The sequence below is a fragment of the Microvenator marinus genome (assembly GCF_007993755.1).
Taxonomy (GTDB): Bacteria; Myxococcota_A; Bradymonadia; order Bradymonadales; family Bradymonadaceae; genus Allomicrovenator; species Allomicrovenator marinus.
Genome location: NZ_CP042467.1, coordinates 1,083,716 through 1,101,752, shown reverse-complemented (window position 1 = coordinate 1,101,752; position 18,037 = coordinate 1,083,716). Strand labels below are relative to the sequence as shown.

18 protein-coding genes and 1 tRNA gene are annotated in these 18,037 nt (G+C 53.7%); 11 read left to right on the top strand and 8 right to left on the bottom strand.

Annotated features, from left to right (window positions below; genetic code table 11):
* The first annotated feature begins 135 nt into the window (after positions 1 to 135).
* Entirely contained in the window at positions 136 to 1,998 is a 1,863-nt protein-coding gene (locus FRD01_RS04690; protein WP_146958088.1) for a GYF domain-containing protein, read from the top strand.
* Here the strand turns inward: FRD01_RS04690 and FRD01_RS04685 are convergent.
* A complete protein-coding gene (locus FRD01_RS04685; protein ID WP_146958086.1) occupies positions 1,981 to 2,613 on the bottom strand; it encodes a hypothetical protein in 633 nt (210 codons plus the stop codon). The genes FRD01_RS04690 and FRD01_RS04685 overlap by 18 nt on opposite strands.
* Positions 2,603 to 4,066 (bottom strand): M61 family metallopeptidase, encoded by a 1,464-nt coding sequence (locus FRD01_RS04680; RefSeq protein WP_249756011.1) that lies wholly within the window; start codon positions 4,064 to 4,066, stop codon positions 2,603 to 2,605. The genes FRD01_RS04685 and FRD01_RS04680 overlap by 11 nt, the downstream gene beginning before the upstream one ends.
* A gap of 57 nt (positions 4,067 to 4,123) precedes the next feature.
* Between FRD01_RS04680 and FRD01_RS04675 the strand changes: the two genes are divergently transcribed.
* Together FRD01_RS04675 and FRD01_RS04670 are read left to right on the top strand one after the other, a co-directional pair.
* Positions 4,124 to 5,419 (top strand): DUF4388 domain-containing protein, encoded by a 1,296-nt coding sequence (locus FRD01_RS04675; protein ID WP_249756010.1) that lies wholly within the window; start codon positions 4,124 to 4,126, stop codon positions 5,417 to 5,419.
* Between the two features lies 1 nt (position 5,420).
* The gene (locus FRD01_RS04670; RefSeq protein ID WP_146958080.1) at positions 5,421 to 5,798 is read left to right on the top strand and encodes a roadblock/LC7 domain-containing protein; all 378 of its coding nucleotides are present in this window, start codon (positions 5,421 to 5,423) and stop codon (positions 5,796 to 5,798) included.
* On the opposite strand, the gene FRD01_RS04665 is transcribed toward FRD01_RS04670, so the two are convergent.
* Positions 5,795 to 7,246: an OmpP1/FadL family transporter gene (locus tag FRD01_RS04665; RefSeq protein ID WP_146958078.1), complete on the bottom strand. Its 1,452-nt coding sequence runs from the start codon at positions 7,244 to 7,246 to the stop codon at positions 5,795 to 5,797. The two genes, FRD01_RS04670 and FRD01_RS04665, sit on opposite strands and share 4 nt — an antisense overlap.
* A complete protein-coding gene (locus FRD01_RS04660) occupies positions 7,243 to 8,586 on the bottom strand; it encodes a class I SAM-dependent methyltransferase (protein ID WP_249756009.1) in 1,344 nt (447 codons plus the stop codon). The genes FRD01_RS04665 and FRD01_RS04660 overlap by 4 nt, the downstream gene beginning before the upstream one ends.
* A 151-nt stretch (positions 8,587 to 8,737) precedes the next feature.
* Here FRD01_RS04660 and FRD01_RS04655 point away from each other — a divergent pair, with 151 nt between their 5' ends.
* The 3 genes from FRD01_RS04655 to FRD01_RS04645 all read left to right on the top strand — a co-directional run bounded on the left by FRD01_RS04655 (position 8,738) and on the right by FRD01_RS04645 (position 11,488).
* Positions 8,738 to 8,926: a hypothetical protein gene (locus FRD01_RS04655; protein ID WP_146958074.1), complete on the top strand. Its 189-nt coding sequence runs from the start codon at positions 8,738 to 8,740 to the stop codon at positions 8,924 to 8,926.
* Positions 8,927 to 8,939: 13 nt separating this feature from the next.
* Positions 8,940 to 9,788: an archaetidylserine decarboxylase gene (asd, locus tag FRD01_RS04650; RefSeq protein ID WP_146958072.1), complete on the top strand. Its 849-nt coding sequence runs from the start codon at positions 8,940 to 8,942 to the stop codon at positions 9,786 to 9,788.
* 128 nt (positions 9,789 to 9,916) lie between these two features.
* Positions 9,917 to 11,488 (top strand): class I SAM-dependent methyltransferase, encoded by a 1,572-nt coding sequence (locus tag FRD01_RS04645; RefSeq protein WP_146958070.1) that lies wholly within the window; start codon positions 9,917 to 9,919, stop codon positions 11,486 to 11,488.
* A 16-nt stretch (positions 11,489 to 11,504) separates the two neighbouring features.
* On the opposite strand, the gene FRD01_RS04640 is transcribed toward FRD01_RS04645, so the two are convergent.
* The 4 genes from FRD01_RS04640 to FRD01_RS04625 form a co-directional block, all read right to left on the bottom strand.
* Positions 11,505 to 12,038 (bottom strand): hypothetical protein, encoded by a 534-nt coding sequence (locus tag FRD01_RS04640; protein ID WP_146958068.1) that lies wholly within the window; start codon positions 12,036 to 12,038, stop codon positions 11,505 to 11,507.
* 22 nt (positions 12,039 to 12,060) lie between these two features.
* Positions 12,061 to 14,085 carry a DEAD/DEAH box helicase gene (locus FRD01_RS04635; protein WP_249756008.1) on the bottom strand — a complete coding sequence of 675 codons (2,025 nt, stop codon included), beginning with the start codon at positions 14,083 to 14,085 and terminating at the stop codon, positions 12,061 to 12,063.
* A 141-nt stretch (positions 14,086 to 14,226) separates the two neighbouring features.
* Positions 14,227 to 14,631: a DciA family protein gene (locus FRD01_RS04630; RefSeq protein WP_146958064.1), complete on the bottom strand. Its 405-nt coding sequence runs from the start codon at positions 14,629 to 14,631 to the stop codon at positions 14,227 to 14,229.
* Positions 14,628 to 15,260 carry an adenylate kinase gene (locus FRD01_RS04625; protein ID WP_146958062.1) on the bottom strand — a complete coding sequence of 211 codons (633 nt, stop codon included), beginning with the start codon at positions 15,258 to 15,260 and terminating at the stop codon, positions 14,628 to 14,630. The genes FRD01_RS04630 and FRD01_RS04625 overlap by 4 nt, the downstream gene beginning before the upstream one ends.
* Before the next feature lie 208 nt (positions 15,261 to 15,468).
* Here FRD01_RS04625 and FRD01_RS04620 point away from each other — a divergent pair.
* The 5 genes from FRD01_RS04620 to pheS all read left to right on the top strand — a co-directional run bounded on the left by FRD01_RS04620 (position 15,469) and on the right by pheS (position 18,029).
* A tRNA-Val gene (locus FRD01_RS04620) sits at positions 15,469 to 15,540 on the top strand.
* Positions 15,541 to 15,677: 137 nt separating this feature from the next.
* Positions 15,678 to 16,202, top strand: coding sequence for a translation initiation factor IF-3 (infC, locus tag FRD01_RS04615; RefSeq protein WP_146958060.1), 525 nt, complete (start codon positions 15,678 to 15,680; stop codon positions 16,200 to 16,202).
* Positions 16,203 to 16,307: 105 nt separating this feature from the next.
* A complete protein-coding gene (gene rpmI / locus FRD01_RS04610; RefSeq protein WP_146958058.1) occupies positions 16,308 to 16,505 on the top strand; it encodes a 50S ribosomal protein L35 in 198 nt (65 codons plus the stop codon).
* Between the two features lie 45 nt (positions 16,506 to 16,550).
* The gene (rplT, locus tag FRD01_RS04605; protein WP_146958057.1) at positions 16,551 to 16,907 is read left to right on the top strand and encodes a 50S ribosomal protein L20; all 357 of its coding nucleotides are present in this window, start codon (positions 16,551 to 16,553) and stop codon (positions 16,905 to 16,907) included.
* 108 nt (positions 16,908 to 17,015) lie between these two features.
* Positions 17,016 to 18,029, top strand: coding sequence for a phenylalanine--tRNA ligase subunit alpha (gene pheS, locus FRD01_RS04600; protein ID WP_430700856.1), 1,014 nt, complete (start codon positions 17,016 to 17,018; stop codon positions 18,027 to 18,029).
* The last annotated feature ends 8 nt before the right edge of the window (positions 18,030 to 18,037 follow it).

Here is an 18,037-nt window from a genome sequence, read left to right as displayed (position 1 = left end):
CTGGGATTAGATGGACTGTAGGCAAGTGTTTTGCCTTGTGATAGTCTCCGCCATTGCCGGGCGGGGCGGGGTCATTTAAAATTGGCCCATACATTCCGGGCGGCCTCTACAGGGAAATTCAGACGAGCCCACGCGATGAAGTTCTATTGCGACGCATGCAATACCAAGTACTCAATTCCAGATGAAAAAGTTCATGGAAAAGTACTGAAGGTCCGATGCAAAAGCTGCGGCAATATCATTACCGTAAAGGAGCAAGAAGCGCCTTTGGCCACTGGTGTTGAACCAACAGCCCTCGGCTCTCGACCTTCTCCTCCACCCGCTCCGGGTGGGCCTAAAGTTCCGCCAAACAATTGGCATTATTCGGTTAATGGCCAGTCATCTGGTCCCTTCACACTCAAGGCGCTACGCGAGAAGTTTGAGAACGGGTCGCTCGGAGACGAGGCCTACGTCTGGCACGAGTCGATCGTGCAATGGAAGCCCGTCCGAGAAGTACCTGCTTTTCATGACTCGCTCGCGAAAGGTCAAACCGTTAAGCCTAGGGCAAAGACTATCGGGTTTACCGGTCCGCTAGAGGCCATCAAGGCCGACCAGGCGCCGAAAGGCAAGCAAGAGGGTTTCGTTCCCGACTTGGGCGTCAAAAAGAGCCCAGACATCGGTTCAAAGAAGGACGAAAAACGCAAGGAACCAAGGCAAGATCGTCTTGAAGCCTTGCGAGAGAAGCTAAAGAACGACGTTCCTGATACTAACAAGCGCTCTCTCGCCGCGGGACTTGCACCGAAGGCGGTCGAGAAGAAGCCTGAGCTTCCAACTCCGACGTTTGATTCTCCCGACGATACCGCATCGATCACCTTCCCTGATACGATGCTCGACTCCAAGCCAAAGGTCGAGAATAAGAAGCCGGAGCCAGCCCCTGAGAAGCCAAAGCTTCCGGCTTTTGAGCTCAAGCCTTTTTCGGCCGCACTTTTCGAGGAAGCGCCTTCCGACTCAGGTGAGGTAGAACCCGAAGATCAAGTTCTGGACGATTGGGCAAAGGGAGCGGAGTTGGAGTCTCCTCAAGACTCCGGTTTGATTCCGTTTTTTGATAGCGTTCCAAAACTTGAATCAAGCCATACTCCTGACTCTCAGGTTCCCACCGGCTCGCTGCTCATCCAGCTCGATAGTATCAAGAAGGAAGGGCGCAAGAAGAAGCTGGGATTCATGCTGGGGGCGCTCGTGGTCGTTGGTATATCTGCTGGTGCCATCGGCTATTATTTTGCGGGTAAGGCTCCGGAAGAGCGGCCGTTCGCTGAAGTGGCCAAGAAAGAGCCCGCGCGTGTCCCTGTTGAGAAGGTGTATTCCAAGGGCAAACTTTCCAATATGGGAATTGAGCTCGAAGAAGAGGTGATTCCTGCAGACCCGACTCCTGAAGAGATGGCGATGCCGGAGAAGCCAGCTGAGAATACTCAAGCGCAGGTCGCTGAGAAGTCCCCGCAAGAACCTACGAAAGCGGGCCTGGAAGATAGACCGGAACCGAAAAAAGTTGCGGCTACCAAAGGCGAAACAAGCACTGAGCCTCAAGCCGTCGCTAAAGCAGAAGAGAAGCCGCCCGAAGAGGACAAACCGGTGACCGCACAATCTGTGCTTAGTTATACGAGTCCAACTGCGGCCAGGTCAGGGTCCACCGCAATCAATCGTCCCGAGGATACGATTGGCGCGGCTGGAAGTAGTGCGACCACTCTCTCCAAAGACGCCGCGCGGGATGGCTTTAGAATTATTCGACAATCCGTCATGCAATGTCGGGAGCGGCATATGCGGCGCGGAGCGACCCTTGATGCGAACAAGATTCATATCAAGATCACGGTGGAGCCCACGGGTTCCGTTAGCAAATACGGTGTGCAACCAGCTTCGGTCGCCAACACCGAGTTTGATATCTGCATGCGGTCACATATGGACCGCTGGAAGTTCGCACGTTGGCAAGGTGTGGCCACCGAGATCACGTCATCATTCGTGATGCAGTAATCTTTGTCTCGCAAGCTCAATATCAACCAGGGTGGACGACTGAATATCGACTAGCTCATTTTGAGCCAAATCGAGCAGTTTGAGTGCGACTTCATGGTGACCGAGATAGGTTTGAATCTCTGCTGAATCGACCAGTGCATCTGCGATGAACTCCGCACGCGATTCCTCGCCCTCAGGCGCGGTCTTCCCTATCGAATTCAAGATTTCTTCGGGGTTCGAGCTCAAATGGGCCCGCCACGTCTCAACCAGAGCGTCGTGATCCTTTAGTCCGTCCAGAAAACTTGCTGCAAGGGCTTCCTGGTGTTTCGCAAGCTCGAGGCAGGTGTACTCGATGATTTCGTCCACCTCGAGTTCGCTTGGGCATTGAGCAATCAGTGAGAGAACTTCTTTGGTCGCTCGTTCTACATCCAATCTCAAGACTCGCTTAATCCATGCCCACTGAGTGCAAGGTGAGAGTTCTTTGGGGTTACTTCCGAGGACGTCTTCGTCACTCGCGTCAAGCATTCGGTCGTGTTCGATCTTTTGCGCTGACGTGCACATGTCCCAAGCGCTCGGCGAATATCCGAGTGTGTCTTGCAGATAGTCGCTGTAGTTGTCTTCAAAATCAGTTTTCATAGGCGGCACAGGCGGAAAAGAGTTGATGAGCGTTTTTCGGTACGCCCGCAAGCTTGCTCAACTTCGGAGGTCGCGAAGACGTTGGGGGCAAAAGGTGAAGTCCAGCTTCTCGGAGAACGTTCTCAAGGGGTACTCGGGATTCCGCGAATTGCCAGATTAGGTTTGAGTTCTTGCTGATTTGTTCAAGCGCGACTCTGACGTCGGTACTCGAGTATCGGGCAGGGGGAGCGGAGGCCTTGGCGAGGTAGTTCAGCCAATCGAAGATCTCCACGTCCGGTTTTAGAGTGAGGTCGGCGTAGAGAGCGAGCACAAATCCGTGATCGTAGGGAAACCGAAGCTGATCAAGCTCGGTGACAGGGTTCACGGTTCGGACAGGATTTTGCTCATAGGCGCCCAAATTCTGGGCGACCTCGGTCCACGCAAATTCCTCGCTCAGTTGCCGTGACTCACAGCCAAGTTTCAGGGCCAGATAGTGAGTCACACCCTCCACAAACCACCGGAGCTCCTGCTCCTCTTGGTCCCTCGGCACAAGCCAGTGGCCATTCCAGAGGTGAATGGCTTCGTGAAAAATCAGGAGTTTTGATTGAGCATTGAGGCTGTCGGGTAGTTTGACCACAAAGCCGTTTCGTCGTCCGAGTCCATCTAGATCACTCGGGTCTGCGGAGCCGTCTTGAATAAAGACGTTTGCCGTACCTTGTGAGCCGAGTTTCTGGGTCATCAACTCAATAGCCTCCTCAACGATCTCTGGGACGCGAGGGTCAAGATTACGTCCTTCTGAGAATGCAATTCGATGGGGTCCAGAATTCTCAACTTTGAGATTCCCGGCCACGAAGAAAGCGTCGCTGAGGACCATGCCTTCTTCGGCTCGCAGTCCAATCACATCAAACCCGGGATGGGTTGCGCTAGGCTTCCTCCCAGACTCCCGCCACGTTGTCAGTACTTTCCAGTCAGTTGGAAGGTGAACTTCGATGGGGACTGCTCCGACTTTAGAGAGCAATTGGCGAGCCGGTAAAACCAGGAATGTTGGGCCGAGTAGCACCAGTATATTGTTGTGAAAGCTTGGCGCGAAGCGAGTCTCCCTCGCCTCGAGCTTCACCACGTACTCAAGCTCTACCCATTCCGAGTCGGTCGTGTTTACGTCGATATGATTGGCCGACCGATCGATGGTGGTGAATATGGGTCCAGCTTCGTCGCGGGCGTCTTGAAGCGTAACCTGAGCATCTTTGGGCAGAAAAAGTCGTGTGTTGGGTGGAGGGGAAACGAGTCGAAAAACCACGCGAATGGAGTCCTCTTGCCATAGAACACGATACGCCATCGCATCATCAACGAGTTCAATTTTTGACTCGGGGGCGCGGCCGACAACCTCGTCGTCTGGCAAGGCCGGAGCCGATTTGCAGCTCGTGCAAGTCAATAGAATCATGAAGGTCGTCAGCGTTAGCCAACTTGCCACCATCCGTCTTCCATGTATATTAACGACCAATCTCAAACGTCGGCATCCGGGTTTTGTACCATGTATCATGTTCTCATCGTGGACGAAGAAGAGCACTTGCTTTGGGCGCTCGAAAAGAACCTCTTCCCCAACCGTGATGATATTTCCATTATCACGGCAAACTCGGGTGAGCGAGGATTTGAGTTATTGAAGTCGCGCCCGATCGACCTCTTGGTCTGCGATATCAAGATGCCGGGACGTCTCGACGGCTTCCAGCTCATCCTACGCGCCAAAGAAGCTGCGCCAGAAGCGCGTGTGATTATCATGACCGCTTTTGGAACTCAGCGAGTTCAGAACTTTGCGGACCGGATCGGCGTAACTCATTATATCGAGAAACCGTTCAATGTTGCTGAATTGCGCGATGTAATTCTGGAGATATTGGACGAAAAGGAAGGCTTTCAGGGAGTCCTCTCCGACCTGGAGCTCACCGATATCATTCAGATGTTATGCTTGGCCAAACGCACGACCTTGCTTCATCTGAAACACCGCGACCATCGCGGAAAGATCTTCTTTGAAAAGGGCGAAGTGATTCACTCCGAGTTTGACGGGGCGAGAGGTGAGGACGCGGTCTACCAAATGTTGGCGCTGAGGCAGGGCGATATCTTCATGCAATCCGACTTTACCGTGGACGAAAGAACGATTCACACCGGGTGGCAAGATCTCTTGTTGGAGGGGCTTAGACGTAGTGACGAGCAGTCCTTCGAGGAGGAGCGCGACAATACCGATGTGGGAATGAGGGTCTCAGATCCGGCGATCCAGTCGGTGTTGGCTGAGACCTCTTCGTTTGACGAAGAAGACTCAGGGGCATTCCCGTTCTTCTCTGAAAAGGAACTCGAGGAGATTGAACGAGCGAGTGAGGCCCAGCTTGACGAAGCTAGCGAAGACTTTAAAGGGCCATTCATGAGCCCTGCACAGGAAGTGTCTGAAGTTGAAGTTCAGATCGATGGATTCAAGAAAGCAATCGATATGTTCGTCAAGGACTGCCCGGGGCTTGTCGTGACCGGACTCATTTCACCCAAAGACGCAATGGGGCTTCATTTCACGACAATCGAGGCTCATTGCTTTGAGCCCGATATCACACCGGTTTTCTTCTCCGACGTCATCGCTGCTGCGGAACGGGCAGCAAGCGCAATCTCGAAGACTAACCGTTTGCGAGAGATGCAAATCACCCTGGATTCCGAACATCTCTTGCTCAGAGTTATCGAAGGCACGCCCTATCTTCACTTTGCCGTGGTTAGCAAGAACACGAGTTTGGGAGTCGCTATCGTGCTGATGCGTCGTATGCAAGAAAGTCTACAAAGCGAGCTGGGAGCCTGACATGACGATTTTTGATGTGCTCGGGAAGATCAGCAAAGAGCTTCCAGGCTGTATTTCAATGAGTATTGTGGGGCTCGAAGACGGTTTGCAACTCGCCAGCGTGTCTCGAAGGGAAGAGGATGCCGCGGCTATCGATGCCTTTCAGAGTGATGTGTTGCGAGTCACTAGGCGAGCGTTGAACGAGCTAGGGCACGAAGGCAAGGTGGAGGGCGTTGTGCTCACCGGGGACGAAATGTATTTCGTTTCGTTGCCCGTCTCCGACATTTTCTTTTGGAATGTTGTGACTGACGGAAAGACTACTCTTGGATTCACCCAAGCGCTCATGAGGCGTCATCGAAAGGATATCGAGACTGCCCTTCAAGATTTCTTTCCTCACTAGAATTTGAACGTCGTGCCGATACTGAAAATTTGGGAGAACGTTGACCACTCTCCTTCGTTCTGTGGATTTCCTGGTGGTGTGCCTTTGGTAGCGCACGCGTCCTCTTGATAGTCCGGCCCGGTACAGCCGCTCGTAGGAATGGGCTGGTAGACCTCTCCATCGGTGACGTTGCGGTCAGGACTGATGATCGCGGAGTAGGCGAGCTCGATGTCCAGCCATTCAACCAGATGGAGTGCCGCACCAATGCCCAGCGTGGTTCGCTCCCAAGATGCGAAATCAACATTGGTGAATGCTTCCGGTTGCGCAGCGGACTCCCAAGCTCCCCCTGCGAAGGTAGTAAGCCACGGAAGAGGGGCGTAAGATCCGCCGAGCCTGAAGCTGTAGGTGTCTTGCCATTGTTTTGGCTGAACAACCGCGTTCAATGGCTGTTCAACGCCCGCGATTAGCAACCGGACGTCCGGTTCGATATTGAAGTATTCGAGTCGAGACCAGTCCTCCCACACAAAATTGAATTCGATATCGAACTGAGGGGCACCCTCAACGCCAGGATGGACGCCGTGTTCGTATACAACGCCAGCCCTCAGCGACCCTGCCTGCTCGGTATCGAAGTTAAGAGTGTTGCCCTCGATTTCCGCAAGACCATCAAAAGCCTCAGGGAAGTCGAGTTCGAACTCACCCGTGGTCTCCCAAGAGATTGGCGGGCGATACGAGGCCCCGACGCGAAATCCTGAGTGCTCCCAGGTGAGGCCGAAGAATCCAGTGGGTTGAAAGTCCTGCAGATTGCGAGCCTCTAAGAGCGATTGGTTAGTCGGATCCTCATTGAAAGGCGGTGCAACTTGAACTTCGTCCACGACCACGCTGAAGTTTGTGCGTTGCCAGGCCAGTGCGGCAGCCACCCCAACCGAGAGGGCGCCAGCGTTTCCGAGGTCGAATCTGTAGCCTGCGCCCGCCGTAAAATAGACCTCAATGATGTCGGATGAGAGCATCATATGCTTGGCGCTGTTCGAGTACTCAAACTGGCATTCGCTCCCATCCCATTCGCCAAAGCACTGCTTTCCATAGGCGCTCGGTCCAAAAACACCGACCGCTACACCGAGGTCATCGACGCCAAAATCGTGGCTGATCGCCAGGAACGGAGCCGCAAAGAGCCCCGACGTGTTTGAAGTAGGCTCGAATTCCCGCGTCGTGTTTTCGAGAACGAGGTCATTTCTGGAAAATGTCACATCGTGCGTCAGAAGGTTGAGGTCTAAGAGAATCTGGGTCCCGTTGGCTCGTGGCAAGAGGGCCGGGTTAAAATAGAGGGCGCTCGGATCGGCCTTAGTGACTGCTCCTGTGCCTCCACGTGCCACACTTCGGGTGGTGTTTTCGGGGATCTCGAAACCCGCCCCCAATGCGATATTGGGAAGAATTAGGCAGGCGAGCGACAACCAAAATTGAGTGGGTTTCATTCTTCCTCACTTTTGGGCACTTCATCGGTCCCTTCTGCATCTTCCTGGACATCAGCGTCTACCTCGCCTCCAGGGACTCGGCCGTCTTCCTCGTCCTCTTGGACTTCCTCGTCTGTCTCGTCGACCGCTTCGGCGGGGGTAACCCTTTGGTGTTCACCGGTTTGAACCACATCATCCAATGCGGTTGATTCCCATTGGTGAATTCTGTTTACGAGGTGTTCGATGTACTGGTCACGTTCGCTCAAAGCCGTCTGCGCGTTTTGAACCACCTCAGTAAACTCAGTCTGAACGTGTTGATAGAGTTGGGTGAGTTCAGAAACCTGGCGCTGTAGCTGTGTCATTGGGTCTTCAGCAACGGCACTAAGGTCAGGCCTCGCCCGTATGGTCGTCGGTTGGTCGTCCCATCGATTGACGGCCTTGAATTCGTTGGTAGCTTCGCGTTCTCTTGGAGGCTCGTCGATCAGCTCATCAAAGATGCTGTCTTCGTCGCCGGCGCCACGGAATTCAGATGTCTGTAGATCTTGAACAACCTGCTTGAGTCGCTCGACAATCGAGAAGTACGGAAGGTGAACCTCTCGCAGAGGTGCCGGACCAGACTCGACGTCGGAGCAAAAATAGATTGCCACACCGGCCGCTTCTTCGTCGTGAATGGCGAGTCGATTGTCAGTGGCAATCCACCGACCATTTTCTCCACCGTTGTCTGTCCACACCCCGCTTTCACCGTCGTCGGTCTTTCGGACCACTTCCGATGCCCTGGCGTCCGGCAGATCTTGGTCAAACGCAAACGCGTAGATGGGGCGCTGAACCACAGATTGAACAAAGCCGAACTGAGTCTGCAACTCTCCAATTTGCGGAACTCGCTCTCGACCGCCGTGGACACTGACGTTTTCTCCGCCCTCTGTGTAACCATAGCGAGGTAGAACCGCCTCAAGCCCATTGACGTTCTTTCGTTCCACCGCACAGATGTACTCGCCGCCGGCCTTTAGCACCCGCTTGACTTCGGCGATGAGGCTCGGGTCGGTTACAGGGCAGGTCGGGTCGAGGGAGACGACCACGTCGAACGTGTGGTCCGGGAAATCTAGCTCTTCCCAAAACATGACGTGGAAATCGAGTCCCGGTTTGGCGTGCTTCATGCGCCCAATCTCTAAGACTGCCGGCCGATGGTCGATCGCATCAACCATCTCGGCACCAAGTTCGAGGAGCATCGACGAACCGATTCCCGTGCCACAGCCGATATCTAAGACCCGCTTGCCTTCGAGACGATCTGCCAGGAGAATATATCTGGGGAGCAGCGCGTGCCACTCTCCTTCGAGCGTATGCATTCCGAAATATCGATTCATATGTGATATCTTATGTAAAGGGCTCGCGAAGTATAGGTCTGACCACGCGTAGTCGCAACCTCTGCGGGCCATCTGAGGAATTTTATTCGAAACGGCTTTGCTCTTAACTCAGAATGCACTAATAACCCCTCGGGGACCCTAGGAGAAGACCATGAGACGAACAGAATTAACAAAGAAAACGGCAGCAAATAAGGGCTACGCAGCTTTAGGAGCCGCGAGTGCAACACTATTGCTCTGCTTCCTCTTGTCGTGGTGGTTGATCATTATCGGTGGTCCAGTGACGGCCTATTTGACCTACCAGTGGTTTCAGTATCGGGCCAAATGGGGCCTACGTTTTTGAGTGGAGTTGAGCGGTGTTGGATCAAGCGAAAATGACGGCCTTGAGGCTATTGCCAAAAAATTCGATCAGCAGGGCGGTAGGTGCATTATCCGAGCTCGAATTGCCTCAGCCGCTGCGCGGTCCAATCAATTCTAGCTTCGCTCAGCTTGCTGGCATTAATTTGGGTGAGTCGGAATCTGCGCCGGATGCATACGCTTCGGTCAACGCGTTTTTTACCCGTCGCCTTCGTGAAGGTGCTCGAGATATCGAAGCGAATAAGGCAGGGGACCTCGTCTCGCCTTCGGATGGCAGACTCTCAACCTTCGGTCGAATCGAGGCGGAGACTTTGGTTCAAGCCAAGGGCAAGAACTACCGTCTGGTTGACCTCGTAGATAGTGGGCGAGATGCCGAGCGCTTTGTCGGTGGCCATTTCGCAACCGTCTACCTCTCGCCTCGTGATTACCATCGCGTCCACTCGCCGGCCTCGGGCGTGGTATCCAAAGTAAGTTACATCCCGGGCCAACTCTTCCCGGTGAATCCGCTTGCTGTACGTAACGTGAGCGAACTCTTTGCCGTCAATGAGCGGCTGATCTCCTATGTCGAGGAGCCCGCTCTAGGCGTGGTCGGGGTTGTCATGGTCGGCGCCACGTGCGTAGGCAAAATGTCGCTCGCATTCCACGGCTTGAAGACCAATGGCCGCTTCAGAAGGCGAGAAGATATCGAGATAAGCGGTACCCAGCTTGAAGCTGGCGACGAGCTTGGAATGTTCAACCTTGGCTCAACGGTCGTCTTGCTTATCGGAAGTCAAAATTTCGAATTCCGCTCGGACCTTACCGAAGGCATGACTCTCAGAATGGGAGAACTCTTGGGCCGGACCCTTTAGCACTTCAAGTGAAAGACTTGTGACATAGCAAGGCGTGAGTTAGACTCCGCACTGTTGAATGCAATTCGCATAAGCATCCTGGAGTGAGGTGCCCGAAAGGGCCTCACAGCCGTCAAGGAGTCCCCTAGGTGTCCAACTCTGCTGATAACTCACCGATGAATCCCACACTGGACGAGGATAGCGACGTCATTGAATTGACCAATGAGGTTGCTGAGCCGAATCAAGAGGAGGATCTCGCGTTCGCTATCCCAGCTTTCAGGGTTCCAACCGGGCAGCTTCCCGCCGCACCGAAACCCTCTGAAGAGCCCGAAGATTCTGACGAAGATCCGTTTGACCGCGAAGAGTTGGTTCGAACGGTCCGAATGGAAGCCGTAGATCGCTCTCAAATCGACCTGCTGGACGCACTCCGAAAGTTCTCGATTGATTCATACCTGGAAGACCAACACCTCGCACCTGATGTATTGGTCGCGCCACCAAGGGTTTTGACGAAAAAGTGGCAAGATGGCCCCGCGCCGACGTCTACTCGTACTTCTGCGAACGAAAGTACAGAACGCGGCGATGTGTCTACCGTTCGGGTTGCGACTGTCACAGATGAGGACATCGCTAAGGCTCAAGCCGAATCACAAGAGGTGATTGAGGTTGAGGCTCCAGTGAGCGAGCCTGGTATGCCTGGGGCTCCTTTTGAAGCTGATGAGATTCAGGACGCGATCGAGCTCGATAGCGAGGTTCTGGAAGACGCAACTCCGTTGCCAAAACCTCCGCCAAAACCGGAAGCTCCTGTGGAGCGCCCTCGGCATAACACCAAGCCGATCCCTCAGGCTCCTCAAGCTGCTGCCAAGCCGGCCGCATCGCCAGCACCTGCTCCGAAGGCCGACGATGATGATATCGGCGGAATCGTTCAGGAGTTGCTCGAAGAGAAGAAGCCCAAGAGGGTGAGTGCGGCTGAACAAAAGCGCGCCAACTGGTTTGTGGACGTATTCTCCGACGAGTACATGCGTACTCTTCCGAAAGATTTGCCCAAACAAACCGAGAAAGAAGTCGAGTTTATCCTCGACTCGCTCGGACTCAAAAAGGGCGCACGAATTTTCGATCTTGCCTGTGGGTTTGGCCGGCACTCCCTCGAGCTTGCCAGACGAGGCTACGAGGTAGCGGGTTTGGATCTTTCGATGGCGATGCTCCAGCGGGCGCTCAATGACGCTCAGAAACGCTCGTTGTCAATCAAGTTCATTCACGGAGATATGCGTGACCTGAACTTCAATGAGATTTTCGATGGCTGCTTTTTGTGGCAAACATCATTCGGGTATTTTGACGATAAGACGAACTTCCGCGTGCTTCAGGGTGTGCATCGCGCATTGAAGTCCGGTGGTCGTTTCCTCATGGATGTGGTCAATCGCGACTACGTGGTTGCTGAAATGCCATCACGAACCTGGTGGGAAGGTGTGGAGTGCGTCTTCTTGGAAGAAGTCGAGTTCGACTACATGACCAGCATCATGCACACCAAACGCTCCTTCATCTACGAAGATGGGTCGCCCCCTCAAGAATTCAACAGCTACATCCGTCTCTACGGTTTGCATGAATTGAATCAGATTCTTCAGATCGCTGGCTTTGATGTGGTCGAGGTGAGTGGCGAGGTTTTCCACCGAGGGAATTACCTCGGCCCTTCGAGCTCCCACACGCTGGTACTCGCAGAAAAGCGTTGAAGGTGTGAAGACTTTCTCAGTCTTCCACGACCGCTTTGTCGCCCACGTAATCAATCAAAACTAGGCCATCTTCGGTGGCTACGAAGCCATAAGCGACCTTTTGGTAGGAACCCTTGAAGACGTGTTCTTGCCCGACTTCGATCTTGTTCTTCTTGATGAACTCGTCCTTGAATCCGACCATTCTCAACATGGCCTGTGAATCTGGACCGTCCTTGATGAAAAGGCTTGGCTCAGGACACTTTTCGTCTTTCTTCTTCGCCTTCTTTGGGTCGCAAGGCTCAGAGATCTGGACGATGGTGCCTTTGACTTCGACCTTTTGTTCGAGGTGCTTTGCCTGATGATGAATCAGTCCCTCGACTCTGAGGGTGCCGTCTCCATTCTTTTCAGGAACTTCGAAACCGCTCGCTGGGGGCGGGGTAGGGAGGTCTACTCTTGCAGGCGGAAGATTTGGGTCCACCTGGTCCTCTTCAACCTGCACCTGTCCACCGTCATCACACGCAATGGTTGAGGAAAGAAGCAAGCCAGCGAGCGACAGTTTCCAAAACGACATAAGTTCTCCATTTGCCAAGAGTCTAGCGCCGCGCAGGTTCCGCTGCGATGGTGGCGCCTTGGTATTCTTGTTGATTCATGGCTTGGATAATATCGTACAAATAATCTTCGCGCACCTCTGCATATGAGAAGGTTTGCTCGACCTGAACACTACCGAGATCTTCCGGTTCAATTCCTGCCATATAACAGACCATCTCTACGATCGCGTCACGGTCCACCGAATGGGTTTTTCCGCGATTGATCCAAACCTTCGCAAACTCTCTAGGGATCTCTGGCAGAGGTGGAAGTGGCGTGGTTTCTGTGCGCTCTCGGTCGCGTCCACCGCGGCGCTTCCGCTTGGAGCGCCGACGATCGTCGTCTTTCTTCTCGGTGCGCTCTTGTCGGGCCTCCTTCAAGATGCCCTTGTCGTCCTGTGAGTCTGGGCGCTGACGCTGACGACGCGGCTTAGACTCTTCAGCGACCGGCGCACTCGGCGCGGCGGTAACTTCGTTCGACTGGGATCGTGAATTGCGACGAGTGCGTCGTGGCTTTTGTGACTCTTCAGCGCGAGGCTCAGGGGCTTCTACTTCCTCCTGTTTCGCGAGTTTTGAAGGACGTACACGAAGAACTTCGCGCTTTTCCGTGGTCTCTGGCACGAGTGGCCGTTTGCTCTCTTCTTTGATGGCTGGCTTCTCGTCACGCGCAGGTCTCTCAGCGCGGACATCCTCAACTGGGAGTTCAGCGGCCGGACTTGAGAGGGGGCCCGAGTAGCTTGTCGCGAACGCCAGTAGTTTGGCCACAAAACGCACTTTTTCTACGTCATCGGATCCAACAAGCGCCTGCGCTACGCCCATTTGCGGGCCGTAGTTAACGCCGTTGGTCATGACGGAGCTCATCACAGATTCAACCCGTCGTTCTTGCCTGGCCTGTCGAATGTCCTCGGAGCTTGGCAACGTACGCTCATGAATCGGGAATTTGTAGAGCTTTCGAATGTTGAAAAGTACGCCCATTTCTTTAGGGGATACCAGGCTCATCGCCTTACCCTTCTTGCCCGCACGGCCAGTTCTTCCGGTCCTATGGATGTAGACCTCGGCACTCTCGGGAAGGGTATAGTTGATGACGTGAGTCAAATCCGAGATATCGATGCCTCGAGCAGCAACGTCCGTGGCGACGAGGAAATCGATCTGACCTTCCTTGAGTGCCTTAAGCGTGCTTTCACGGTCTTTCTGCGCAAGGTCGCCGTTCAAAACGTCGGCTCGGTAACCATGTCGTTTGAGGAATCGGGTCACCATAAACGTGTCGTCTTTGGTGTTTGCAAAGATGATCGCGTTGTCGGGCTCTTCGTGTTGGAGAACGGCGAGTAGGTCGCGAGTACGAGACACACCATTGATCATGAAGAAGCTATGCTCAACATCTTCCGCTGCAACGGAATTGCTGGAGAACGTAATGAACTCCGGATAATAGAGCATGTTGTTTGCGAGCGCCTTTACCTCAGGCGTGATCGTGGCGCTGAAGAGCAAGCTTTGTCGCTCTTCTGGCAAATAGCCGATGATCGTGTTGAGGTCCTCGGCAAATCCCATCGAGAGCATCTCATCGGCTTCGTCGAGGCAAAGAACCCTGAGGTTGTCGAAAGAGATCTTTCCACGCTTCAGGATATCTACAAGGCGTCCCGGAGTAGCGCAGATAATGCTGGCCTTCTCGATCTCCTCGTATTGCTTCTCGTAGGATGTGCCGCCGTAAATCGTCGCGACGTTGATACCTTTAAACTCACCAAGCCTTTCAATTTCCGCTGCGACCTGGCGCGCCAACTCACGTGTGGGGGCAAGCACCAACATTTCAATGATGCCCGGCCGAGGGTCGAGCAGCTCAATTGAGGGAACGCCGAATGCGGCAGTCTTGCCCGTTCCCGTTTGGGACTGAACAATCAAATCGATCCCTGCCATCACCAGCGGAATCGCTGCGTGTTGTACCGGGGTTGGGGTTTGGTAACCCACTTTTTCTAGGGCTTGAAGCATTTCGGAGCTGAGGAAGTAGTCCCCGAAGCCCTTGTTTTCCGTAAAGGTAGTCATCTTATCTCTATTCCGTTGAGCTTGAGTGCTCGGCATTTGGCACGTCAGGTGCCGTCGAATCGTCGCGCCAGCTTCCGTACTTTGCTTGCATGACATTATTTTGCAGCGCATCCATAGCGAATTAGCCGTCGAGTGGCAAGTTCACTTGTTCTGAAGATCTCGCTTGAGCATCAGCCGTTCAATTCGTTGGAGCGTGGCCTCGAGTGAATCGTCCACGCTCGGCTCCTCAGTCGAATCCAAAGCCGCTTCCGCATCGGTCAGTTTGAGGCGTTTGGGGTTCGCGTCGGCCACGCAAGACACACTTTTTACGGACGGAAAAAAGGCGCTCACGTCTTGTTTAATGCGCTTGGCAATCTTCTTTGTTTGACCTTCCCAAGATTCGGGAATGGCGACCTCTAACACGCCTTCATTGAGCGAAAGGGGCTCGGTCTTTGCCGCGAGTTCTTCCCCAACAAGCACAGACCACGTTTCCTTCAGGAGCTTTGGGCTAGGTGTAAGCTGCGCCTTGGCTGCAGCCTTTCGCACGATGGAAGTGAAGTCATTCACAGCTCGCCGATCGCCTCTTTGATGCGTTCGGTCACCTCTTCTGGTTTCCCAACGCCGTCCACCCTGATCAACAACCCTTTGCTCTCGTAGAAGGGGACGATCGGGGTGGTTTCGCTATGATACTTTTGCAGGCGTGCCCGGCAGGCCTCCACGGTATCGTCCTTACGATGGACGAGGCGATCTTTGATGTCTTCCGGAGGAGGATTGAAGCTGAGGTGATAGATCTGGCCGGTTACTGGATCGCTACGACGGCCGGTGATCCGTTCTTCAATGAGCTCGTCGGGGACCTCGATTAAGAGGACCCCATCGAGTTGAACACCTGCGTTTGAAAGGGCGGCGTCAAGGGCTTCGGCTTGAGGACGGGTTCGTGGGAATCCATCGAGCAAAAAGCCGGTCTTGCAGTCGGCTTCTTGGATGCGCTCGAGAACGAGGTTGATGACCAATTCGTCGGGCACGAGGTTGCCGGCTTTCATAAAGGCATCGGCTTCTTTGCCGAGTTGCGTCCCATTGGCCACTGCCGAACGGAGCATGTCTCCAGATGAAAGATGAGTCACGCCGTAGGCTTCAACCAGAAAGCTTGCTTGAGTTCCTTTGCCAGCACCAGGCGGGCCCACTAGTATCATTCTCATCGTCGATCTCTCTCGTATTGTTCTTGTGTGGTTGATTAAAAGCATGTTCAATTCGGGCGAGTTCTTACCATTGTGGTGTCGTCTTCACCAGACGCGATCCCATATTGCGGTTGGAAAAAGTTTCGGGATTCGCATTTCATGGAAGAAATCGTGTTGACAGGAATTAGGCGCGTTGATAGACCCCCTCAGCGCTCAGGAATGAGTGAAGAGGCACGTAGCTCAGTGGGAGAGCACTACCCTGACACGGTAGGGGTCGGCGGTTCAATCCCGCCCGTGCCTATGGTCCACCCATCAAAATTGGTGGAGGACATCACCGCGATTTGACTCGGCCTCGGGGTCCGGTTAAATCGTAAACTGGGCAGGATGAACAGCGTCCTGCCCTTTTTGTTTTGGCTATTTGAGGAGAATGTCAGCTACATGGCGGAGAAAGACCCACGGGTAAACAGGCGAATTCGATCAGCGGAAGTCAGGATTATTGATCCTGATGGCGAACAGTTAGGGATCATGACTTTAGATGATGCCCTGGATAAAGCCGAAGAGTTTGGTCTCGACTTGGTCGAGGTTGCACCAAATGCGAAACCGCCAGTCTGCCGAATCATGGATTACGGCAAATACAAATACCAACAAAAGAAGCGATCGGCTGAGGCCCGCAAGAAGTCTTCAAGAGTTGAGCTCAAAGAAGTCAAGATGCGGCCAAAGACCGATGATCACGATTTCATGACCAAAGTTCGTCATGCGAAGAAGTTCCTCGAAGAGGGAAATAAGGTGAAGTTCACCGTGATGTTCAGGGGACGTGAGATCACTCACCCTGAGATTGCGTCGGAGATGCTTCATCGCGCTGCAGGTATTTTGGTTGAGATCGCTGATGTCGAGCAAACTCCGAAGCTAGAGGGCCGCAACATGGGAATGATGTTGTCGCCCAAATCGAGCAACAAAGAGTAAAAAGCGCTTGACGAACCTCTTAGAGGCTGGAATAGTTCGCGCCCTCGCTCGCTGAGCGGGCTAGAGTTTTGCAAATATTATCTACTTTGAATTCAGAGGCCCACGATGCCGAAGATGAAGACACACCGAGGCGCTGCGAAGCGTTTCAAAATTAGTAAGAGCGGGAAGGTTAAATACCGTCGCGGCTTTCGTAACCACATTTTGACCAAGAAGAGCTCAAAGCGTAAGCGACATCTTCGTCAAGATGGGTACATGAACGCAACCGATTCGGCGACGATTCGAAAGCTTCTCCCGTACGTTTAATGATGACGACGCTTGAAAGCGTCCTGGTTAATGTAGAGGACACCTATGCCACGCGTAAAACGAGGCTTTAAAGCTCGCCGCCGTCGGAACAAGTATCTGAAGGCAGCAAAAGGTTACAGAGGAGCTCGCAGCAAGCTTTACAAGCATGCGAAGCAAACCGTTCATCGCGCTTGGGCTTATGCCTACCGCGATCGTCGTCAGCGTAAGCGCCAGTTCCGACGTCTTTGGATCGCCAGAATCAACGCTGCAGCTCGTCTCAACGGATTGAGCTACAGCCGACTCATCGGCGGATTGAATAAGGCTGATATTGAACTCGATCGTAAGATCTTGGCTGAATTGGCGATTTTTGATCCAGCAGGCTTTAGCGAAGTCGCGAAGGCTGCTCGGACCGCCAACGGCTAAGACAACCGTTCTGAATGTTCGACCGGCTCGCCAAGTGATTTCTCGTGGCGAGCCTTTCTTTTTTCTTGGTTCTCCAGAATGAGCAAGTAAATGGATACTGAGGCGTTGATCGAAAAGTTGCAGGATCTCGGCCGTGAGGGCTCTGAGGCGTTCGGAGCCTGTGAGCGGCTAGAAGATGCGATCCAAATCAAGAATCGCTACCTTGGAAAGAGTGGGCAGGTCGCAGAGCTTATGAAGTATCTGCGTGATCTGCCGCCTGAAGGAAAGCGTGACGTGGGCCAGGCGTCCAACGCGGCGAAACAGTCGATTGAGGCAGCTTTCGAAGGTCGGGTGTCCCAGATCAAGGCGGCTGAGTTGGCTCGTCGTCTTGAAGAAGAGCGTGTGGATGTGACACTGCCAGGTCGCGCCCCGAGCGTGGTGGGTGGGCATCCAGTGCAAACTGTGATGTGGGAGCTGATCGACCTCTTCACGGATCTTGGATTCGACGTGGCGGAAGGGCCGGAGATTGAGGACGATTTCCACAACTTTGAGGCGCTGAACTTCCCGGCAGATCATCCTGCGAGAGATATGCAGGATACCTTCATGTTCCCTGACGGACGCCTGCTTAGAACGCATACGTCACCGGTGCAGGTAAGGACCATGCTCGCCTATGAGCCACCGATCCAGGTGATCTCTCCAGGCCGCGTCTACCGGTGTGATAGCGATATCACGCATAGTCCAGTGTTCCATCAAATCGAGGCGTTGCACTTGGGCCCCAAGGTTACGATGCGGGATTTGATCGGGACCCTTACTGCGTTTGCAGAGGGCTATTTCGGGGTCGGGACAAAGGTTCGTTTGCGTCCGAGCTTCTTCCCGTTCACGGAGCCATCGGCTGAGGTCGATATCGGTTGCGTGTTCTGTAATCAAGCTGGATGCCGGGTGTGCAAGCAGACGGGCTGGATTGAGATTCTTGGGTGCGGCATGGTTGACCCCAACGTCTTGATCGCCGGCGGGATCGATCCCGAGACAACGCAAGGATACGCGCTTGGCCTCGGTGTCGAGCGCGTCGCAATGTTGAAGTACGGCGTCAACGACATCCGTCTCTTCTTCGAGAATGACTTACGATTCCTAAAACAATTTTAAGGAGATGC

Coding starts and splice junctions, on each gene's coding strand:
- FRD01_RS04640 (WP_146958068.1), bottom strand. CDS start 12,038: ATGTCGTTTTGGAAACTGTCGCTCGCTGGCTTGCTTCTTTCCTCAACC.
- FRD01_RS04660 (WP_249756009.1), bottom strand. CDS start 8,586: ATGAATCGATATTTCGGAATGCATACGCTCGAAGGAGAGTGGCACGCG.
- FRD01_RS04680 (WP_249756011.1), bottom strand. CDS start 4,066: ATGGTGGCAAGTTGGCTAACGCTGACGACCTTCATGATTCTATTGACT.
- rplT (WP_146958057.1), top strand. CDS start 16,551: ATGCCACGCGTAAAACGAGGCTTTAAAGCTCGCCGCCGTCGGAACAAG.
- FRD01_RS04675 (WP_249756010.1), top strand. CDS start 4,124: ATGTATCATGTTCTCATCGTGGACGAAGAAGAGCACTTGCTTTGGGCG.
- FRD01_RS04655 (WP_146958074.1), top strand. CDS start 8,738: ATGAGACGAACAGAATTAACAAAGAAAACGGCAGCAAATAAGGGCTAC.
- FRD01_RS04685 (WP_146958086.1), bottom strand. CDS start 2,613: ATGAAAACTGATTTTGAAGACAACTACAGCGACTATCTGCAAGACACA.
- FRD01_RS04625 (WP_146958062.1), bottom strand. CDS start 15,260: ATGAGAATGATACTAGTGGGCCCGCCTGGTGCTGGCAAAGGAACTCAA.
- FRD01_RS04690 (WP_146958088.1), top strand. CDS start 136: ATGAAGTTCTATTGCGACGCATGCAATACCAAGTACTCAATTCCAGAT.
- rpmI (WP_146958058.1), top strand. CDS start 16,308: ATGCCGAAGATGAAGACACACCGAGGCGCTGCGAAGCGTTTCAAAATT.
- infC (WP_146958060.1), top strand. CDS start 15,678: ATGGCGGAGAAAGACCCACGGGTAAACAGGCGAATTCGATCAGCGGAA.
- FRD01_RS04665 (WP_146958078.1), bottom strand. CDS start 7,246: ATGAAACCCACTCAATTTTGGTTGTCGCTCGCCTGCCTAATTCTTCCC.
- FRD01_RS04635 (WP_249756008.1), bottom strand. CDS start 14,085: ATGACTACCTTTACGGAAAACAAGGGCTTCGGGGACTACTTCCTCAGC.
- FRD01_RS04670 (WP_146958080.1), top strand. CDS start 5,421: ATGACGATTTTTGATGTGCTCGGGAAGATCAGCAAAGAGCTTCCAGGC.